Source organism: Streptosporangium nanhuense (genome assembly GCF_059358815.1).
The window spans coordinates 119,255-135,100 of the sequence record NZ_JCADBG010000001.1; the positions used below are offsets into that span (position 1 = coordinate 119,255).

Annotated in this window: 16 protein-coding genes; 7 read left to right on the top strand and 9 right to left on the bottom strand. The window is 72.2% G+C overall.

All coding sequences use genetic code 11. The annotated features are described in order from the left end of the window. Positions 1-20 precede the first annotated feature (20 nt). On the top strand, positions 21-1,268 hold the full coding sequence (locus AC5L38_RS00480; RefSeq protein WP_495240709.1) for a class I SAM-dependent RNA methyltransferase: 1,248 nt from the start codon (positions 21-23) through the stop codon (positions 1,266-1,268). Positions 1,269-1,312: 44 nt separating this feature from the next. Then, complete coding sequence (locus AC5L38_RS00485; RefSeq protein WP_495240710.1) at positions 1,313-1,861, top strand: transposase; 549 nt, start codon at positions 1,313-1,315, stop codon at positions 1,859-1,861. Here the strand turns inward: AC5L38_RS00485 and AC5L38_RS00490 are convergent. The 3 genes from AC5L38_RS00490 to AC5L38_RS00500 form a co-directional block, all read right to left on the bottom strand. Beyond that, positions 1,798-2,118: a hypothetical protein gene (locus AC5L38_RS00490; RefSeq protein WP_495240711.1), complete on the bottom strand. Its 321-nt coding sequence runs from the start codon at positions 2,116-2,118 to the stop codon at positions 1,798-1,800. The two genes, AC5L38_RS00485 and AC5L38_RS00490, sit on opposite strands and share 64 nt — an antisense overlap. A gap of 516 nt (positions 2,119-2,634) precedes the next feature. Further along, positions 2,635-3,123 (bottom strand): SpoIIE family protein phosphatase, encoded by a 489-nt coding sequence (locus AC5L38_RS00495; protein WP_495240712.1) that lies wholly within the window; start codon positions 3,121-3,123, stop codon positions 2,635-2,637. A gap of 206 nt (positions 3,124-3,329) precedes the next feature. Next, entirely contained in the window at positions 3,330-3,644 is a 315-nt protein-coding gene (locus AC5L38_RS00500; protein ID WP_495240713.1) for a hypothetical protein, read from the bottom strand. A gap of 572 nt (positions 3,645-4,216) precedes the next feature. Between AC5L38_RS00500 and AC5L38_RS00505 the strand changes: the two genes are divergently transcribed. Beyond that, on the top strand, positions 4,217-5,107 hold the full coding sequence (locus AC5L38_RS00505) for an SAM-dependent methyltransferase (protein ID WP_495240714.1): 891 nt from the start codon (positions 4,217-4,219) through the stop codon (positions 5,105-5,107). Between the two features lie 125 nt (positions 5,108-5,232). Here AC5L38_RS00505 and AC5L38_RS00510 read toward each other — a convergent pair whose 3' ends face one another. Next, positions 5,233-5,895, bottom strand: a complete 663-nt coding sequence (locus AC5L38_RS00510; protein WP_495240715.1) for a response regulator transcription factor — start codon at positions 5,893-5,895, stop codon at positions 5,233-5,235. Between the two features lie 141 nt (positions 5,896-6,036). Further along, positions 6,037-7,263: a sensor histidine kinase gene (locus tag AC5L38_RS00515; protein ID WP_495240716.1), complete on the bottom strand. Its 1,227-nt coding sequence runs from the start codon at positions 7,261-7,263 to the stop codon at positions 6,037-6,039. A 158-nt stretch (positions 7,264-7,421) separates the two neighbouring features. On the opposite strand from AC5L38_RS00515, the gene AC5L38_RS00520 reads away from it, so the two are divergent. After that, positions 7,422-7,658 (top strand): hypothetical protein, encoded by a 237-nt coding sequence (locus AC5L38_RS00520; RefSeq protein ID WP_495240717.1) that lies wholly within the window; start codon positions 7,422-7,424, stop codon positions 7,656-7,658. A gap of 115 nt (positions 7,659-7,773) precedes the next feature. On the opposite strand, the gene AC5L38_RS00525 is transcribed toward AC5L38_RS00520, so the two are convergent. Next, positions 7,774-9,009, bottom strand: coding sequence for an MFS transporter (locus AC5L38_RS00525; RefSeq protein WP_495240718.1), 1,236 nt, complete (start codon positions 9,007-9,009; stop codon positions 7,774-7,776). 301 nt (positions 9,010-9,310) lie between these two features. On the opposite strand from AC5L38_RS00525, the gene pdxR reads away from it, so the two are divergent. Next, positions 9,311-10,795, top strand: coding sequence for a MocR-like pyridoxine biosynthesis transcription factor PdxR (gene pdxR, locus AC5L38_RS00530; protein WP_495240719.1), 1,485 nt, complete (start codon positions 9,311-9,313; stop codon positions 10,793-10,795). A gap of 196 nt (positions 10,796-10,991) precedes the next feature. Continuing rightward, entirely contained in the window at positions 10,992-12,152 is a 1,161-nt protein-coding gene (locus AC5L38_RS00535) for a serine hydrolase domain-containing protein (protein ID WP_495240720.1), read from the top strand. Between the two features lie 39 nt (positions 12,153-12,191). Here the strand turns inward: AC5L38_RS00535 and AC5L38_RS00540 are convergent, their stop codons facing one another. The 3 genes from AC5L38_RS00540 to AC5L38_RS00550 all read right to left on the bottom strand — a co-directional run bounded on the left by AC5L38_RS00540 (position 12,192) and on the right by AC5L38_RS00550 (position 14,556). After that, positions 12,192-12,428: a hypothetical protein gene (locus AC5L38_RS00540; RefSeq protein ID WP_495240721.1), complete on the bottom strand. Its 237-nt coding sequence runs from the start codon at positions 12,426-12,428 to the stop codon at positions 12,192-12,194. Between the two features lie 68 nt (positions 12,429-12,496). Further along, positions 12,497-13,267 (bottom strand): Clp protease N-terminal domain-containing protein, encoded by a 771-nt coding sequence (locus AC5L38_RS00545; RefSeq protein ID WP_495240722.1) that lies wholly within the window; start codon positions 13,265-13,267, stop codon positions 12,497-12,499. Between the two features lie 224 nt (positions 13,268-13,491). Next, the gene (locus AC5L38_RS00550) at positions 13,492-14,556 is read right to left on the bottom strand and encodes a glycoside hydrolase family 18 protein (RefSeq protein ID WP_495240723.1); all 1,065 of its coding nucleotides are present in this window, start codon (positions 14,554-14,556) and stop codon (positions 13,492-13,494) included. Positions 14,557-14,704: 148 nt separating this feature from the next. Here AC5L38_RS00550 and AC5L38_RS00555 point away from each other — a divergent pair, with 148 nt between their 5' ends. Then, positions 14,705-15,628, top strand: coding sequence for an LLM class F420-dependent oxidoreductase (locus tag AC5L38_RS00555; RefSeq protein ID WP_495240724.1), 924 nt, complete (start codon positions 14,705-14,707; stop codon positions 15,626-15,628). The last annotated feature ends 218 nt before the right edge of the window (positions 15,629-15,846 follow it).

A 15,846-nucleotide genomic window follows, 5' to 3' on the forward strand; every position in this document is an offset into this window, starting at 1 on the left:
TTCCCTTGGGGGCAACGACCATGGCCATCGAACTGACGGTAGGACCGGTTGCGAACGGTGGCTGGTGCGTCGCCCGCCACGACGGCCGGGTCGTGTTCGTACGGCACGCGCTGCCCGGCGAGCGGGTCAACGCCGAGATCACCGAGGAGACCTCCCACTTCCTGCGGGCCGACGCGGTCGAGATCCTGGAGCCCTCCGCCGACCGGGTGACCCCGCCGTGCCCGTTCGCGGGCCCCGGGCGCTGCGGCGGCTGCGACTGGCAGCACGCCTCCCTCGAGGCCCAGCGCCGCCTGAAGGCCGACGTGGTGGCCGAGCAGCTCAAACGCCTGGCCTCGATCGACTGGAAGGGCACCGTCGAGGAGGTTCCCGGAGCCCCGGACGGGCTGGGCTGGCGCACCCGCGTCCAGTTCGCCGTCGACCGCGAGGGCGGGCTGGGCCTGCGCCGGCACCGCTCCCACGACGTCGAGCCGGTGGACGCCTGCCTGATCGCCCACCCCGAGGTGGAGAACGTCGGCGCCGAGGTCATGAACTGGCGCAACGCCTCCTCGGTCGAGGTCATCGCCTCCACCACCGGCGACCAGGCGGTCGTGGTCGCGCCCAAGCCCCGGCGCACGGTGGCCGTGCCCGACCTCGACACGAGCGTGGCCGTCTTCGTCGACGAGGGCAAGGGCCGCAGCCGGGTCGTCCACGGCCGCAACCACCTCGTCGAGCGCGTCGCCGAGCGCGACTTCCAGGTCACCGGCAGCGGCTTCTGGCAGGTGCACCCCGGCGCCGCCGCCACCCTGCTCGACGCCGTCATGGAGTTCGCCGCCCCGCGGCCGGGCGAGTGGGCCCTCGACCTCTACTGCGGCGTCGGCCTGTTCGCCGCCGGGCTGGCGGAGGCGGTGGGTCCCGAGGGGGCCGTGTTCGGCGTGGAGTCCGAGTCCGTGGCGGTCCGCGACGCCGAGCGCAACCTCCGCGACCTGCCCCAGGCCCGCTTCGCCAGGGGCCGCGTGGAGAACGCCCTCGACCGCTTCGGCATCGAGCGCGCGGACCTGGTCGTCGTCGACCCGCCCCGGGCGGGCCTGGGCCGCGACGTCGTCGACCGCGTGAGCACCCTCCAGGCCACTCGGATCGTGTACGTCTCCTGCGACCCGGCCACCCTGGCCCGCGACCTGGCCTGGTTCGCCGAACGGGGCTACCGCCTTGCTGATTTGCGTGCTTTTGATGCATTTCCGATGACCCACCACGTGGAGTGCGTCGCCCACCTGGTCAGCGAGACGGTCTAGCGTTTGACCTGGGCGAACGGCAACGCAGGGTGTTTCATCGAACCGTGCGTACCGGCTGCTCCCGGTGGCACCTACCGGCTGACTTCCCGCCCTGGCGGACCGTCTACTGGCACTTCGTGCGCTGGGAAGACCAGGAAGTGACGCAGCAGATCATGGACGTGCTGCGTCGGCGGGTCCGCAAGGAGTCCGGCCGTGAGGCCGAGCCATCGGCCGCGGTGATGGACTCCCAAAGCGTCAAGGGCGCCGACATCGTTGGAGCCGACAGCCGCGGCTACGACGCGAACAAGAAGATCAACGGCCGCAAGCGATTCGTGGTCACCGACACGCTCGGACTGCTGCCGGCGGTGATGGCGCGCCCGGCCAGTGCGCAGGATCGTGCCGGGGCCACCACCATGCTGCTGGGGCTGTACTTGCGTGGTCGCTGCCGGGTGGTCTTCGCTCGGGCAAGGCATGCGAACAGCCCCGACACCGCAAGGCATCGGGGCTGGGTGGTGCCTGGGGTAACGGCACGAACGGCTGTCCGCTTTTTCTACTCGTTGTCCAGGCCGGCCTCACCGCCGCACTTCGTGCCACGGAAGGTCGCCTTGAGGTGATACCACGAGTGCACGCGGAACAGCGTCGTGGAGAAGTTGGAGACACCCGTTGCCCGGTAGATGACTGCCTGGTTGCGGGCGTCCCAGATGTAGAAGTCCGCCTTGCATCCCGAGTACGGAGAGACCCAGACATCGATCCAGCCGTTCGAGTGCGCCTGCACGGCATCGGTGGTGCAGCTGTTGACGATCGGGCTGAGCCATCCGTTGACCGAGCAGTAGGACGATTGAGCGTGGGCGACGCCCGGGGAAGCGAGCACCGCCGCCCCCAGGGCCGTTGCGGCTGCTACAGCCGATAACCGCTTCACGACTGCCGTACGGGTTCCCATTACTTTACCCATGCTTTCCTCCAGTTGTACGGGTTGAGCGATGTGGGATCTCGTCGAACTCATAGATAAAACTTCGGACCGCACGTCCCGATATTTGCTGTTGCAAATGTGGAAGCTGCTAAACCTGGACTTGCTGGTGATGGCGGCTTTTGCAGGCAGTTTCCTCCATCGACTTGAGATGAACTGTTGTCACATGAGATCCAGGCAATGATCACCATTTGGTTTCGATCTTGACAACCTGCAAGATTCCAGGTTGCCGCTGAGGCGTTGATCAGGTAGGGGAACGAGCGGTCGAGCGCCGGCGACCGAGCCGATTCGCCCCCGCCTTGAGTGCCCTCCCCGTGCGCCGGCCCGGTACGGCCCCCTCCCCTTGAGGAATGCTGCAGCTGAACCACGCGAAGAGGCCCCGCCGCTCTCCTCCGGAGCGGCGGGGCCTTCGCGTTGCGGTCAGACGGCGGCAGCCGGCGGTCGCGCCGCCAGGACGACCACCGTCGCGTCGTCCCGGTGGCCGTCCTCGTCCGCGCGAGCGGCGGCCACGATCGCCTCGGCCAGCGCCTGCGGGTCGTCCCGGCGCGCGAGCACCAGCCTCTCCAGCACCTCGTGCGGCACCCGGTCGGGCACGCCGTCGGAGGTGAGGACCACCAGGTCGCTCGTGGTCCATGCCTCCGAGACTGTCGCGACGGCGGCTGTAGCGATGGTGGTGCGCACGAACTGGGCGGCGCGACGGGTGACCTCGCCCTCGTACCCGCACATCTCCAGCCGCGTGGCCAGGTTGTGGTCGACGGTGAGGAGCCGGAGGTGCCCGTCCTCCAGAGCGTAGGCGCGGCAGTCCGCCACCCATGCGATCCGTATGTCGTCCGCCTCGGTGGGGGTGGTCGTGCCGGGTCGGGTCGCTTTTGCGACCGTGATCATCCGGTCGCCGGTCGTGGCAGTCATGTGATCTTTTTTCTTCAGAGTCCAGAGCGGCCTCCGCGGCCCGGAGCAGCGGCTCCCTGGTCTACTGCAACACCCAGTCGGGCACGTCGTCGGGCGGGGGCGGGCCGGGTGAAGGTGAGGTCATGGGGCCATGCTCACCCGGCCCGCTGATCGGCCGCAGGCAGACACGGCAACGCCCCCGAAGGCGACGGGGCAGGTGGACGCACCTATACGTCACAGGTGTGAGGGCCGGGATGGTTCAAAGGGAGGAGACACGGCTCGTCCAACTCGACATCTTCGGCTCCGCACGACGGCAGCGCCTTGAGTCGCCCTTGCCCTGTGTCGTCCCACACCAGCCACCACTCGGTGCCACTGGCCGCCTGGCCGGTCGCGATGTGCGGACCTGGGTGCCTGTTCTCTCGGATCTCGCAGCGCTGCTCGGCGCCGACCGTGTACGCGGCGCGCGGGACGGCGTTGAGCCGAGCCACCTCTCCAAGGGTCAGCACCAGGGTGGCGTCACACCGGGTGAGATCATGATCCATGACAGTCACCGTAGCCTTCGTGGTCGAGATCGCCGGCGGGTACTCACAATCATCGCTATCGGGTGGTCACATGCCGAGCAGGTCGGCCACCTCGTGCCGCACCTCGCCGAAGAAGGGCCGTCAACCAGGGCGAAGAGGGTCGAATCCTACGGAAATCCATAGTGTGCCGGGAAGTGCACCGATCTAGACTCGCGCACAGATGACTTCACGCAGCACGGGAAGCATGGGCGGATATGTTGCGACCAGGCTGACTGTCCTGTCCGGCTCCCATGAAGAGCACCGAAAACCCGCACCCGTTCACGACGATGGGTCATCCGGCGCGAACCGTCGACTGTCGCCACGCTCGCGTGTTTTCTGGGCCGGATTCTTTGACGGAAACGACAGGGAATACGGGTCGCCGGTTGAACACCCGAGAGACCTGCCGGATCACGGAAGGGTGATGTGCGCCGCGTTCAGCCGATCGCCGGCGTTCACGACCGTTCATCCGCTCACCGCGTCGATCAACGAAGTGGTCGATGTTCGCTTTTCCGCCCCGGCGCGCCTGAGGCACGAACGACATCCAGGAGGCCCCCTTGGTCAGCACGCAGCAACCCTCACCCTGGCAGGACATCCTCTCCCTCGGCCGGAGCATCAGACTCGCCCTGTCGTCACCCGAGAATCGCGCCAAACGCGCCTACGAGATCTTCCCGCCGAGCACCTGGACCGCACTGAACGAGCACAGTACGTACCTCAATTTCGGCTATTGGACCAGTGAGTCCGACACGATCGACGACGCGTGCCAGGCGCTGGCGGAAAAGCTGTCGGACGCCGCCGGCTTTCAGGAGGGCGATCGCGTCCTTGACGCCGGGTTCGGTTACGGCGACCAGGATTTCATGTGGCTGGAACGATATGACCTGGCAAAGATCGTCGGATTGAACATAACGCCGACGCATGTGCGGGTGGCTCAGGCCAAAGCCCGCGAACTCGGGCTGGACGGTCGACTGATCTTCGAAGAGGGGTCGGCGACCGCGATGGCGTTCGAGCCCGGTAGCTTCGACCGGGTGGTCGCACTGGAGTCGGCCTTGCATTTCCTGCCCAGGGACGAATTCTTCCGCCAGGCTCATCACATGCTTCGACCCGGCGGGGTGCTCGCGACGGCGGACATCCTGCCGCTGACCGACTACGGCCGCAAGGATCTTTTCTCCTCCACGATCCCCATCGTGAACTGGTATGACGGCGACGAGTATGTCGCCCGCCTCCAGGCCGCCGGGTTCGTCAACGCCCGGCTGACCTCCATCCGCTCCCATGTGTACGAACCGTGGTGCAGATGGGCTGAGCAGAAGCTGGACAACCCGGTGTTCCAGCAGCGCGCCACGTGGGGCTACCGCCGCTGGCTGCGCAAGGAACTGGCCGACGACAACCTCATGCGAAAGAGGTACGCCAACATGGACTACGTCATCGCCGTCGCCGAGAAGCCCCTGTAAGGGTTTTCGTTGTGGAATGTCCGGCGACGGCGGGCAGGCACCGGCGCGGGAGGCATCAGGCGGGACCGCCCAGGGCGAGCCGGCCTTCCCCCGAGCCGGATCTCCACGGTACGGGGGAGAGACACCTACCGGTTCCCCGGTGCGCTCGCGTCGTGGACCAGCAGGGCGATCTGGACCCGGTTGTTGAGATCCAGGCGGGTCAGGATCCGTGACACGTGCGTCTTCACCGTCGGCAGCGCCAGGTGCAGCTCCCGCGCGATCTCCGCGTTGGAGCGGCCACGTCCGACCGCCAGGGCCACCTCCCGCTCCCGCCCGGCCAGCAGCGCCAGCCGGGCCCGGGCGGCGGCGGCCCGGTCGTCCCGCCCCGAACCGTCCGCCACCTGCTCGATGAGGCGGCGGGTGACGGCGGGGGAGAGCACCGGATCTCCGGCGGCCACCGTCCGGATGGCCGTGACGATGTCCTGGGGCGGGGTGTCCTTGAGGAGGAACCCGGCCGCCCCGGCGCGCAGCGCCCGCAGCACGTGCGCGTCGGTGTGGAAGGTGGTCAGGACCAGCACCTCCGGGGCGCCGGGCCGGGCCCGGAGCCTCTCGGTGGCGGCCAGCCCGTCGACGCCCGGCATCCGGATGTCCATCAGCACCAGATCGGGTCCGTACGCGGCGACCAGGGCGGGTACCTCCGCCCCGTCGGCGGCCTCCGCGACGACCTCGACGTCCGGGGCGCCGCCCAGCATCAGGCGCAGCCCGGCCCGCACGATCGCGTCGTCGTCGACCAGCAGGACACGGATCACCTCGTCTCCCTCCTCGACTCCGGCCTGCGACGGACGCGGATCACCTCGTAACCCTTCCCCGGCCCCGATCCGCGATGGACGCGGACTCTTCCTCTCCCCGGTTCCCGATCGCGACGGACGCGGACCACCTCGTCCCACTCCTCAGCCCCGGCCGGTGAGGGGCGCGATGTCCGTCGCGGGCCAGGGTAGTGAGGCGCGCACCCGGAAACCACCGCCGGCGGGGCCCGCCGTCAGCTCACCGCCTGCCAGCCGGGCCCGTTCGGCCAGCCCGATCAGCCCCTGCCCGACGCCTTCGGCCCTGCCCGTCCCGGCGCCCCCGCCCCCGCCCTCGCCCCCGGCCGAGGCGGAGGCGGAGAGCGGAGCCGGTCGGGGCGGCGGCGCGTTGCGGACCTCCACCGCCAGCCCGCCCGCCGGGCTCCCGGTCACCTCTATCGCGACCGCCGCGCCGGGCGCGTGCTTGCGCGCGTTGGTCAGCGCCTCCTGGACGATCCGGTACGCCGTACGCCCCACCACGGGCGGTGGCGCGGGCCCCTCCGGGGGGCCGGTCAGCTCGACCCGGCCGCCCGTCGCCCGGGCCTCCGCCACCAGCCGGGTCAGGTCCGCCAGCTCCGGTTGCGGACGTTCGCCCTCCTCGGGTCCGGCCCGCAGCACCCCGATCACCTCGCGCAGGTCGCGCAGGGCCAGGTGGGCGCTCTCCCTGATCACCCCGGCGGCCCGCGCCATCTCCTCCCCGGAGGCGCCCGGGTTGAACTCCAGCGCTCCCGCGTGGACGCTCAGCAGCGACAGCCGATGACCGAGCACGTCGTGCATCTCGCGGGCGATCTCCTCCCGCGTCTCCCGCCGGACCCACTCGGCGCGCAACTCCGCGTCCGCCTCGGCCAGTTCGGCGCGCTCGCGCAGCGAGGCGATCAGCTGCTGCCGGGAACGCCGGAACAGCCCCCACCCGATGGCTCCGGCGATCAGCGCGAAGTACGTCAGCGCCGAGCTCGCGCGGTCCTCGGGCAACTCCGCCATCTGCCACAGGAAGACGGGCAGCGGGGCGAAGGCCAGCGCCGCCACCCACGCCGTGATCCTCCACGGCCGGGTCGCGGCCACCGTGAACACCGCCACCATCGCCGGGCCGGTCAGGTAGTGCGCCTGGGTGCCCGCCAGCAGCAGCGCCACCGCCAGCGCCACCGGCCAGCGCCGCCGCAGGAGCACCGCCGCGCACCCCAGCCCGCCGACCACCTGGTCGACGTCCCGCCACAGGGGATCGAGGTCGTCGGGGATCGGGATGGACTGCGAGCTGACGGCGGCGAAGCAGGCAGCGAAGAGGAACAGCGCCAGGTCGGCGACCCAGTCGCGGCGGGTGCGGTGGATGCGGCGCATACTTCGGAAATCTACGCGGCCCCCGCCCGTGACCGGGCGTTCGGCCCGCGTCCGGATACTTAAGTACGACTCCCGGCCCGCCGACGGCCGACCTTGGTCGCCGCCCGGCCATCTTGCGCCCGATCCGGTGCCGGGCACCACGCGCCTACCGTCGGGCCATGACCTCCACTTCGAAGTCCCCCCTGGCAGCCCTGTCAGGCTTTGTCTGCTTCGTCCTCGTCGCCGGCGGCACGAGCGGCCTCCTGCGCGAGTGGTTCGACTGGTTCCACTTCATGGGCTTCCTCCGCTTCCTCGTCCCCGACGGCTACGAGATCTACAGCTACGTCATCATGATCGTCCTCGGCCTCGTGGTGGGCGTGGCCGGTGACGCGGCCTCGCGGCGGGGACGAGGATGACCCGTACCACCTCCAGGCCGACCGGTGAGACCGGCCCGCGAAGGTCACGGCCGCCGTTCTCGTCGACGCCGTGGCGGACGACCCCGCGCCGCCGAGGCCCCGGGCGGGACGCCCGCTACCCGGACACCCCCTCGGCGGCCGGCTCCGCCCGCCGGGTTCGCAGGGCCCAGCGCACCGCCGGTCCCATGGCGAGGCCGGACAGCAGGAACAGGCCGCCGAGCACCAGCCAGCCCGGCGTACCCCAGGTGAGGATCAGCGTCGTGAGCAGCAGCGGGCCGAGCATCCTGGCGACCGCCGCGCCGGACCCGAAGAAGCCCTGGTACTGCCCCTGAGCGCCGGCCGGGGCGAGGTCGAACCCGATCTCCCAGGAGCCGGAGGCGTGCGCCATCTCGCCGAACACCTGCAGGCAGGCGGCGAGGAGCAAAAGGAGCCCGGCGGCCCACGCCGAGGACCAGGCCGACGACAGGGCGAACACCGCGCACGCCGCGAGCAGCACCACACCCGCCCGCCGTACGGACCTGGCGGCGCTCTCCAGGTCGGTGACCCGCCGGGCCACCCGCACCTGGAAGAGCACCACGCCCAGGGTGTTGAGGATCAGCAGGGCGGAGACCGTCCAGGTCGGGGCCTCGGTCCGCTGGACGATCCACAGGGGGATGACCAGGCTGAGCAGCGGCATGTTCAGCAGCGCGACCATGTTGAGCAGGGAGACCAGCGCGTACGGCCTGTCCCTGAGCACCGCCGGTGCGGGTTCGCCCGCCGGTGCGGCCGCCGTGGGCGGCACCGGGGGCAGGCGGAGGAGGATCAGGGCGGACAGCAGGAAGCTCAGCGCGTCCATCGCGAGGACCGTCAGGTAGGCCGCCCGGGTGTCGAGGTGCAGCGCCGCCCCGCCGAGCGCCGCGCCGACCGCCAGCCCGGCGTTCACCGTCGCCTGCAGGTGGGCCCGGACGCGGGTCCGCCGCGTCCTGTCCACCAGGCCCGCGAGCAGCGCCTGCCTGGCCGCGGCGAGACCGCACTGCGAGGTCGCGTACAGGCAGGCGACCACCACGAACACCGGGAAGGAGCGGACGAACAGGAACGAGCCGACCGCGGCGGCCGTGGCGACGGCCAGCAGGACCGCCGTGCCACGAGGGCCCCTGCGGTCGGCGAGATGGCCGAGCGGGACGCCCGCCACGAAGCCGACGGCCCAGCCGAGCGTCAGGGCGAAGCCGACCTGGGTCGGCGAGAGCCCCACGATCCGGGTGAAGTAGAGCGCCGAGCACACGTAGTACGCGCCGTCGCCGATGGAGTTGGCCAGCTGCGCGAGGGCGAGGACCCGGGGCGGCCCGGGAGAGGGCATGAGCCTGCTGAACATGGGACTCCTTCGTCGGCCGTTCGGTCGTCACCGGCCTGGCCGGCACACCGGGCCGGCACCGGGCCGGCACCGGGCCGGCGGCACTCGGGCACGGGTGTGTCTCCGGCCGGGCACCCGCGACGCGCCCGAACGGTGTCTCGGGCGGTGTCCCAGGCGGTGTCTCAGGCCGGTTGTCTCGGGCGGTTGTCTCAGGCGGGAAAGGCCTGCCGAGAGCCGTACGGAGGGCAACTCTACGAAGCCCATTGGTCCCATGTAAGATCCAATACACGGGGGATCCACTGGGCCAATGTGAGGAGGCGCGATGGACTTCCACGTGAGCCTCACCGGTCGTGGCGACCTGTCCGCCCGCATCTACCGCCAGCTCCTGGACGCCGTCCTCGACGGCCGCCTGCGCCCGGGGGAGCGCCTTTCCCCCACCCGCGAGCTGGCGCGGCGGCTCGACGTGTCGCGCAACACCGTGGCCCTCGCCTACGAGCGGCTGACCGCCGAGGGAGTCCTCGTCGGCCGGGTAGGGGCGGGCACCTTCGTGTGCGACGAGCCGCTCGCCCGCACCCAGGCCAGGAACGCGCCCGCGGGCGGCGGCGTGCGCCCCCGCCGTCTCTGGCGCTCTGCGGCCTCCTCACCCGCCGAACCGGGGGAGGAGGCGGTCTACGACTTCAGGGTGGGTCTCCCCGACGCGGGGCTGTTCCCGCTCGAGACGTGGCGCAGGCTCGTCGCCCGCGAGCTGCGCCCGGCGCTGGTGCGCTCCGCCGGCTACGGCGCCCCCTCCGGGTACGCGGGCCTGCGGGAGGCCGTCGCCCGCCACGTCGGCGTCTCCCGCTCAGTGCGGGCGAGCGCCGATGACGTGCTCATCACGCAGGGAGCCCAGCAGGCGCTCGACCTCATCGGCCGCGTCATGATCGAGCCGGGCTGCCGGGTGGCCGTCGAGGAGCCGGGCTACCCGCCGGCCAGGCTGCTGTTCCAGTCACTGGGCGCGCGGGTCGTCGGCGTCCCCGTCGACGGGGAGGGCCTGGACGTGGCCGCCCTCCCCGACTCCGCCCGTCTCGTCTACGTCACGCCGTCACACCAGTTCCCGCTGGGTACGCCGATGTCGCTCGGCCGCCGCGCCGCGCTGCTCGAATGGGCCGGGCGGCGCGGCGCCGTGGTGATCGAGGACGACTACGACAGCGAGTTCCGCTTCGAGGACCGCCCGCTCGAACCGCTCCAGAGCCTCGACCGCAGCGGTCACGTCATCTACGTCGGCTCCTTCTCCAAGACGATGCTGCCGATGCTGCGGCTGGGCTTCCTGATCGCCCCCGCCTCGCTCCAGCCCGCCCTCCGGGCCGCCAAGCGGCTCACCGACTGGGGCGGGGAGCTTCCCACCCAGGCGGCGCTGGCCGGTTTCATCGACGAGGGACTCCTCGGGCGGCACATCCGCAAGTCGACGCGCGAGTACGCGGCCCGCCACGATCGGATCCTCACCGTCCTGCGGCGCGACTTCCGCGACTGGCTGGAGCCGGTCCCCTCCGCCGCCGGCCTGCACCTCTGCGCCTATCTGACGCCGGACGCTGGGGTCGACACCGCCCTTGTGACGGCGTACGCGAGGAAGGCGGGCGTCGCGGTGGAGGACCTCGCCACCTACTACGGCGAGGCCCACGCGCGCTCGGGACTGGTGCTCGGGTACGGCGCCGTCCCGCTGGACAGGATCGAACCGGGCCTGAAGCTGCTCGCGGAGAGCTTCCGCGAGGCGGGGACCTCCCGTGAGGACGGGGGCCCTCGCGCGCGGGAGATCCGTCAGCACGGCTAGTACGTCCGGTCCGGCCTCGCGCCCGTCCCGCGCGGCGCTCGACCCCGGTCCGGCGGCCGGTTCGCCGTGGGGCGGGCACGACCGGAGGGGGTAGGGAAGGCCCTCCCGCAAGAGCGGTGCGGGCGTCACTGCCCTTCTCCCCTTCCCGGGACAGAGTCGGAGGCGTCATCCGTCCCCCGAGCCGTGAGGCGAAATCATGTCCTGGAAGTACTCCCGCCGGTCGCTCGCGGCCGCGGTCGCCGGCGCGCTGGTCCTGTCGGCACTGCCGTCCCTGTCGAGTCCCGCTCTCGCGCGGGCCGAGCCGGAGACACCTCGCCCCACCTCCCTCCAGGCGCGGCTGGACCGGCTCACCGGCGCGGACGGGCTGCCGGGCGCGCTCGCCCACGTCCGTGACCGTCGCGGCAGGGGCGTCACCGTCGTGTCCGGCACCGCCGAGCGGGGCACCGGGCGGCCGATGGCCGGTGCGGGCGGGAGGTTCAGGATCGGCAGCGTGACCAAGCCGGTCATGGCGGTGACCGTGATGCGGCTGGCCGGGCGGAAGAAGATCGACCTGGACGCGCCCGTCGACCGCTACCTGCCCGGCGTCGTACGCGGGAAGGGCGCGGGCGCGGCGACGGACGGGCGGAGGATCACGGTGCGCGACCTCCTCCGGCAGACCAGCGGGCTGCCCGAGTACGCCGACGCGGTCGACTGGTCCAAGATCCCCCAGGACTATCTCGGGCTCGCGCTCGCCCGCAAGCCGACGCCCCTCGGCCGGTTCGCCTACTCCAACACCAACTACCTGGTCGCGGGCATGATCGTGCGTGCCGTGACCGGCCGTGACTTCCGCGAGGTCAGCCGCGATCTGGTGATGGAGCCGCTGGGCATGCGCGACACCTACTGGCCGGCCCGCGGCGAGACGGGCATCCGCGGGGCGCACGCGCACACGTACGGTGTGCACCCCGCCGACCCCGGAGCCGGGATCGTCGACCTCACCCGGCTGCCCGGCTACGAGTTCGGCGCCAGCGGTGGCCTGGTCTCCACGCCCGAGGACCTCAACCGGTTCTGGCGGGGGGTGTTCGACGGCAAGGCGCTGTCACGCGAGGCGCTGCGGACGATGGTCGGCGCTCCCGTGCCCGTCGGGGAGGAGGGCTGGCCCGAGGACGCCCGGTACGGTCTCGGGATCGCCCGCGCCCGGCTGAGCTGCGGCCCGGCCTGGTTCCACGGCGGCGACGTGCCCGGCGTGTCCGTCGTCAGCGGGCGTGACCGGTCGGGACGCGAGGCGACCGTCTACACCACCGGCCAAGCCGGTACGGCCGGGCAGCGCGAGCACCTGATCGCCGCCTTCGACGCCGCCCTGTGCGGCCGAACCCGGTGAGGCCGTGAGGTTTCCCCGGTGCCGCCGGCCGCCCCTCGGCTACCGGGCCGGGGGCGGCTCCCGGTCCGAGCTCGTGTGCACCTCGGCCAGGAAACGCCCGGTGAGGGCGTGCACGCCCAGGCCCGCGCTCAGGCCCGCCAGCACCCCGGCGGGCGCGCCCGAGCCCATCCCCACGAGCACGCCGACGGCGATCCCGGTCACCAGCCGCGCGACCACGCCCGCGACCACTCGCGCGGCCGGGCGGACGGCCAGGCGCGTGGCTATGCGAGCGGCCATGTGAGTCGTCATGCGAGCGGCCATGCGAGCGGCCATGTGAGTCGTCACGCGGGTGGGCACGCCCACGACTACGCCTCGTCCGCCGTGCCGAGACGCTCCTCCAGCCGTTCGAGCCTGAGCAGGATGGGGCGCAGCTCCTCGCGTACGGCCGCAGACAGGGCGCTCGCCGCGTCGGAGGGCGGGGTCTGGGGAGGGGCGGCGGGCCTGGTCTGCGCGCGCAGGTGGACGTATCCGGCGAGCGCGGCGGAGACCGCGTGGCGGGTCAGCCGGTGCTCGGCGCCCAGCTCCCGCAGGATGCGCCCGGCCGCCCCGTCGGGTTCGGCGACCAGCCCGAGGAGCAGGTGCTCGCAGCCGACGTAGTTGTGGCCGAGCGAGGTGGCCTCGGTGACGGTCATCTCCAGGGCCGTCGCCGCGGGCGCACCGAAGGCGAGCTCCGTCTCGGCGGCGCCGGCCGCGGCCGGGGCGTCGAGGCCGAGCCGGTCCAGGCGGCGCTGGACCTCCTCGGGGTCGATCTCCAGGGCGCCCAGGACCTGGAGCGCTAGGTTGCCCCCCTCGGCGAGCATGCCGCCCAGCAGGTGCTCGGTGCCCACCTCGGCCGCGCCCAGGGCGCGCGCCTGCTCCACCGACAGCTTGACCACCTCCCGCGCCCGCGGGGTGAAGTGGGTGAGCCGCGCGGTCAGGTCATCGAGCTCGGGGGCGCCGAGCGCCGTCTCTCGGATGGCGGTCACCCGCCGGACGGCCTGCTCCAGGGCCCGCTGGCACACGGCGGAGACCGGCACGCCCGCCTTCTTCACCGCCTCGGCCAGTTCGTCGGGCAGGTAGACATTGATCTTCGGCATCTCGTCTCCCCTTTGGGGTTACAGGAGGGTTATAACCCATTCATAACCCCAAAGGGGGCGCTTGTCCAGCGCCGCTCGCAGGATGCCCGCATTCGCCGAGGTCGTTCAGCGCCGCCCGCCGGGTGGCCGGGTTCGCCGAGGTCGTCCGGCGCCGCTCGCCGGGTGGCCGGGTTCGCCGAGGTCGTCCGGCGTCGCTCACCGAGGGCCCGGTTCGCCGAGGTCGTCTAGCGCGTCGCGCCGCTGAGGAACCGGGTGATGCCGGGGGAGAGGGCCGCCCCCCTGGTGGAGAGCCACGCCAGGCGGTTGCGGCTGGTGAAGGAGGCGAGCCTGCGGGCCTCCGGTCGCGTGAGGTCGCCGGGCCCGGCCAGCACGGGCGTCAGGGCGATCCGGCTCCAGGCGGCGCTCTCGCCCAGGGAGCGGGCTATCTGCGGGTGCGCGGCGCGGACGGCCGAGGCGATCGGGCGCAGGCGGCTCCCCGCGCCCGGGACGGAGCCGACGGACGCCAGGAGGTTGACGGTGGCGATCTCGGCGCCCGCCGCCCGGGTGGCCCGGAGCATCTCCTGGTCGGCGGGGGACAGGCCGGTTTCGGTGACCGGGAGGGTGAAGCTCACCGTGAGGGAACGGCCCTCGCCCGCGGCCTCGCGCTGCAGGGCCGCGATCGCCCTGGCCCGCCGCAGCACGGTGGCGCCGCCCGCCGGGTCGCGGACCTCGAAGTCGATGTACGTGGCCGCGAAGGCGCCGATCGCCCGGCGGTAGGCGGCGGTGAGCCTGGCCGGGTCGGAGCAGGCCGCGGCGAGCTCGCGCCCCGCCGGGCCGCCGAAGGCGAGGCCCGCGTCCCCGCCCGCGGCGCGCAGGGAGGCGAGCCGGTTGGCGACCGGGTTGCCCCCCTGCTCCTGGAGCCCGCCCCACTTGGGGACGCAGCCCTTCTGCCCGGCGGTGAGGTGGCCCAGCGTGAACCAGCGCACGTGGCTCCTCCTGGCCTCTTTGGACAGGTTGAAGCGCGGCTCGCGGACCGCGTCCACGAACGTCACGAAGCCCGAGGGGCGGGCGACGGCCGGCGAGGGCGCGGGTTCGGCCGCGGGCCCGGGGGCCGTCTCCGCGGGCGTCGCCCCGGCCCCGGCCCGCTCGTCGAGGGCGGCCCACTCGCCCTGCGCCCTGGAGGGCAGCAGCCAGATCGCGGCACCGGTGCCGGTGGCGAGCACGATCGAGGCGAGCACCACGAGGGGGCGGGGCGGGGTGCCGGGCTCTCGGGCCCGGCGGGTCTCGGGGCGGTCGGTCACCACAGGCATGGGATCCCCTCCTCGACGGACAAGGGGTGATCGCTATGAGTGGTCGATCGGCTACCCGTTGCGTCAGAGGCCAGAACGTTAGCAAGCGTCCCCGCCACGGCGCGGGCTTTCTGCGGATGCCGTCCGGAGTGCCCGGATAATGGTTCCCATGAAGTTGAGGATCTTCACTGAACCGCAGCAGGGTGCCACATACGACGAATTGCTGGCGGTCGCGCTGGCCGCGGAGCGGCTGGGGTTCGACGCCTTCTTCCGTTCCGACCACTACATGCGGCTCGGCCCCGGCGACCCGGGACCCGGCTCCACCGACGCCTGGACGACCCTGGCCGGACTGGCCAGGGACACCTCCACGATCCGTCTCGGCACCCTGGTCACGCCGGTCACCTTCCGGCTGCCGGGCCCGCTGGCGATCAGCGTGGCCCAGGTCGACCAGATGAGCGGCGGCCGGGTGGAGCTGGGCCTGGGCACCGGCTGGTACGACGCCGAGCACACCGCGTACGGCATCCCGTTCCCGCCGATCGGTGAGCGGTTCGGCCGGTTCGAGGAGCAGCTGGAGATACTGGTCGGGCTCTGGACCACGCCCAAGGGCGAGACGTTCTCGTTCGAAGGGGCGCACTACCGGCTGGCCGACTCGCCCGCGCTGCCGAAGCCCGCGCAGAGCCCGAAACCGCCGATCATCATCGGCGGCACCGGCGCCACGCGCACCCCGCGCCTGGTCGCCCGGTTCGCCGACGAGTACAACGTGCCGTTCCGCACCCTGGAGGACACCTCGCAGGCCTTCGACCGGGTCAGGAAGGCATGCGAGGCGGAGGGCAGGGAGCCGGTCGTGCTCTCCGTCGCGCAGACCGTCTGCGTCGGCGCCGACGACGAGGAGATCGCACGGCGGGCCGGGGTCATCGGGCAGGACCTCGCCGCGCTGCGCGCGACGGGCCTGGCCGGTACCCCCGCCGAGGTGGCCGAGAAGATCGGCCGGTTCGCCGAGCTGGGCGCCGAGCGGGTCTACCTGCAGGTGCTGGACCTGGACGACATCGAGCACCTGGAACTCATCTCGGACGAGATCCTGTCCCACGTGTAGGTCCCGGATCCGCGCGTCACGGGCGGGCCGTTCACGGGCGAGCGGGTCACGGACCGGCTCGCCCCCCGCCCTTCCACGCCCGCCGGCCTTCGGGGAAGGCGGGCGTCTCCCCGGTTGCGACGACGGCCCGTCCGGCCGGATCCACGGGCGGGGCAGGTCGTCCGGCCGGTGACCGTTCCATGTGGGTACGGAATCGTCGCCGGGCCTTTAACCGATGG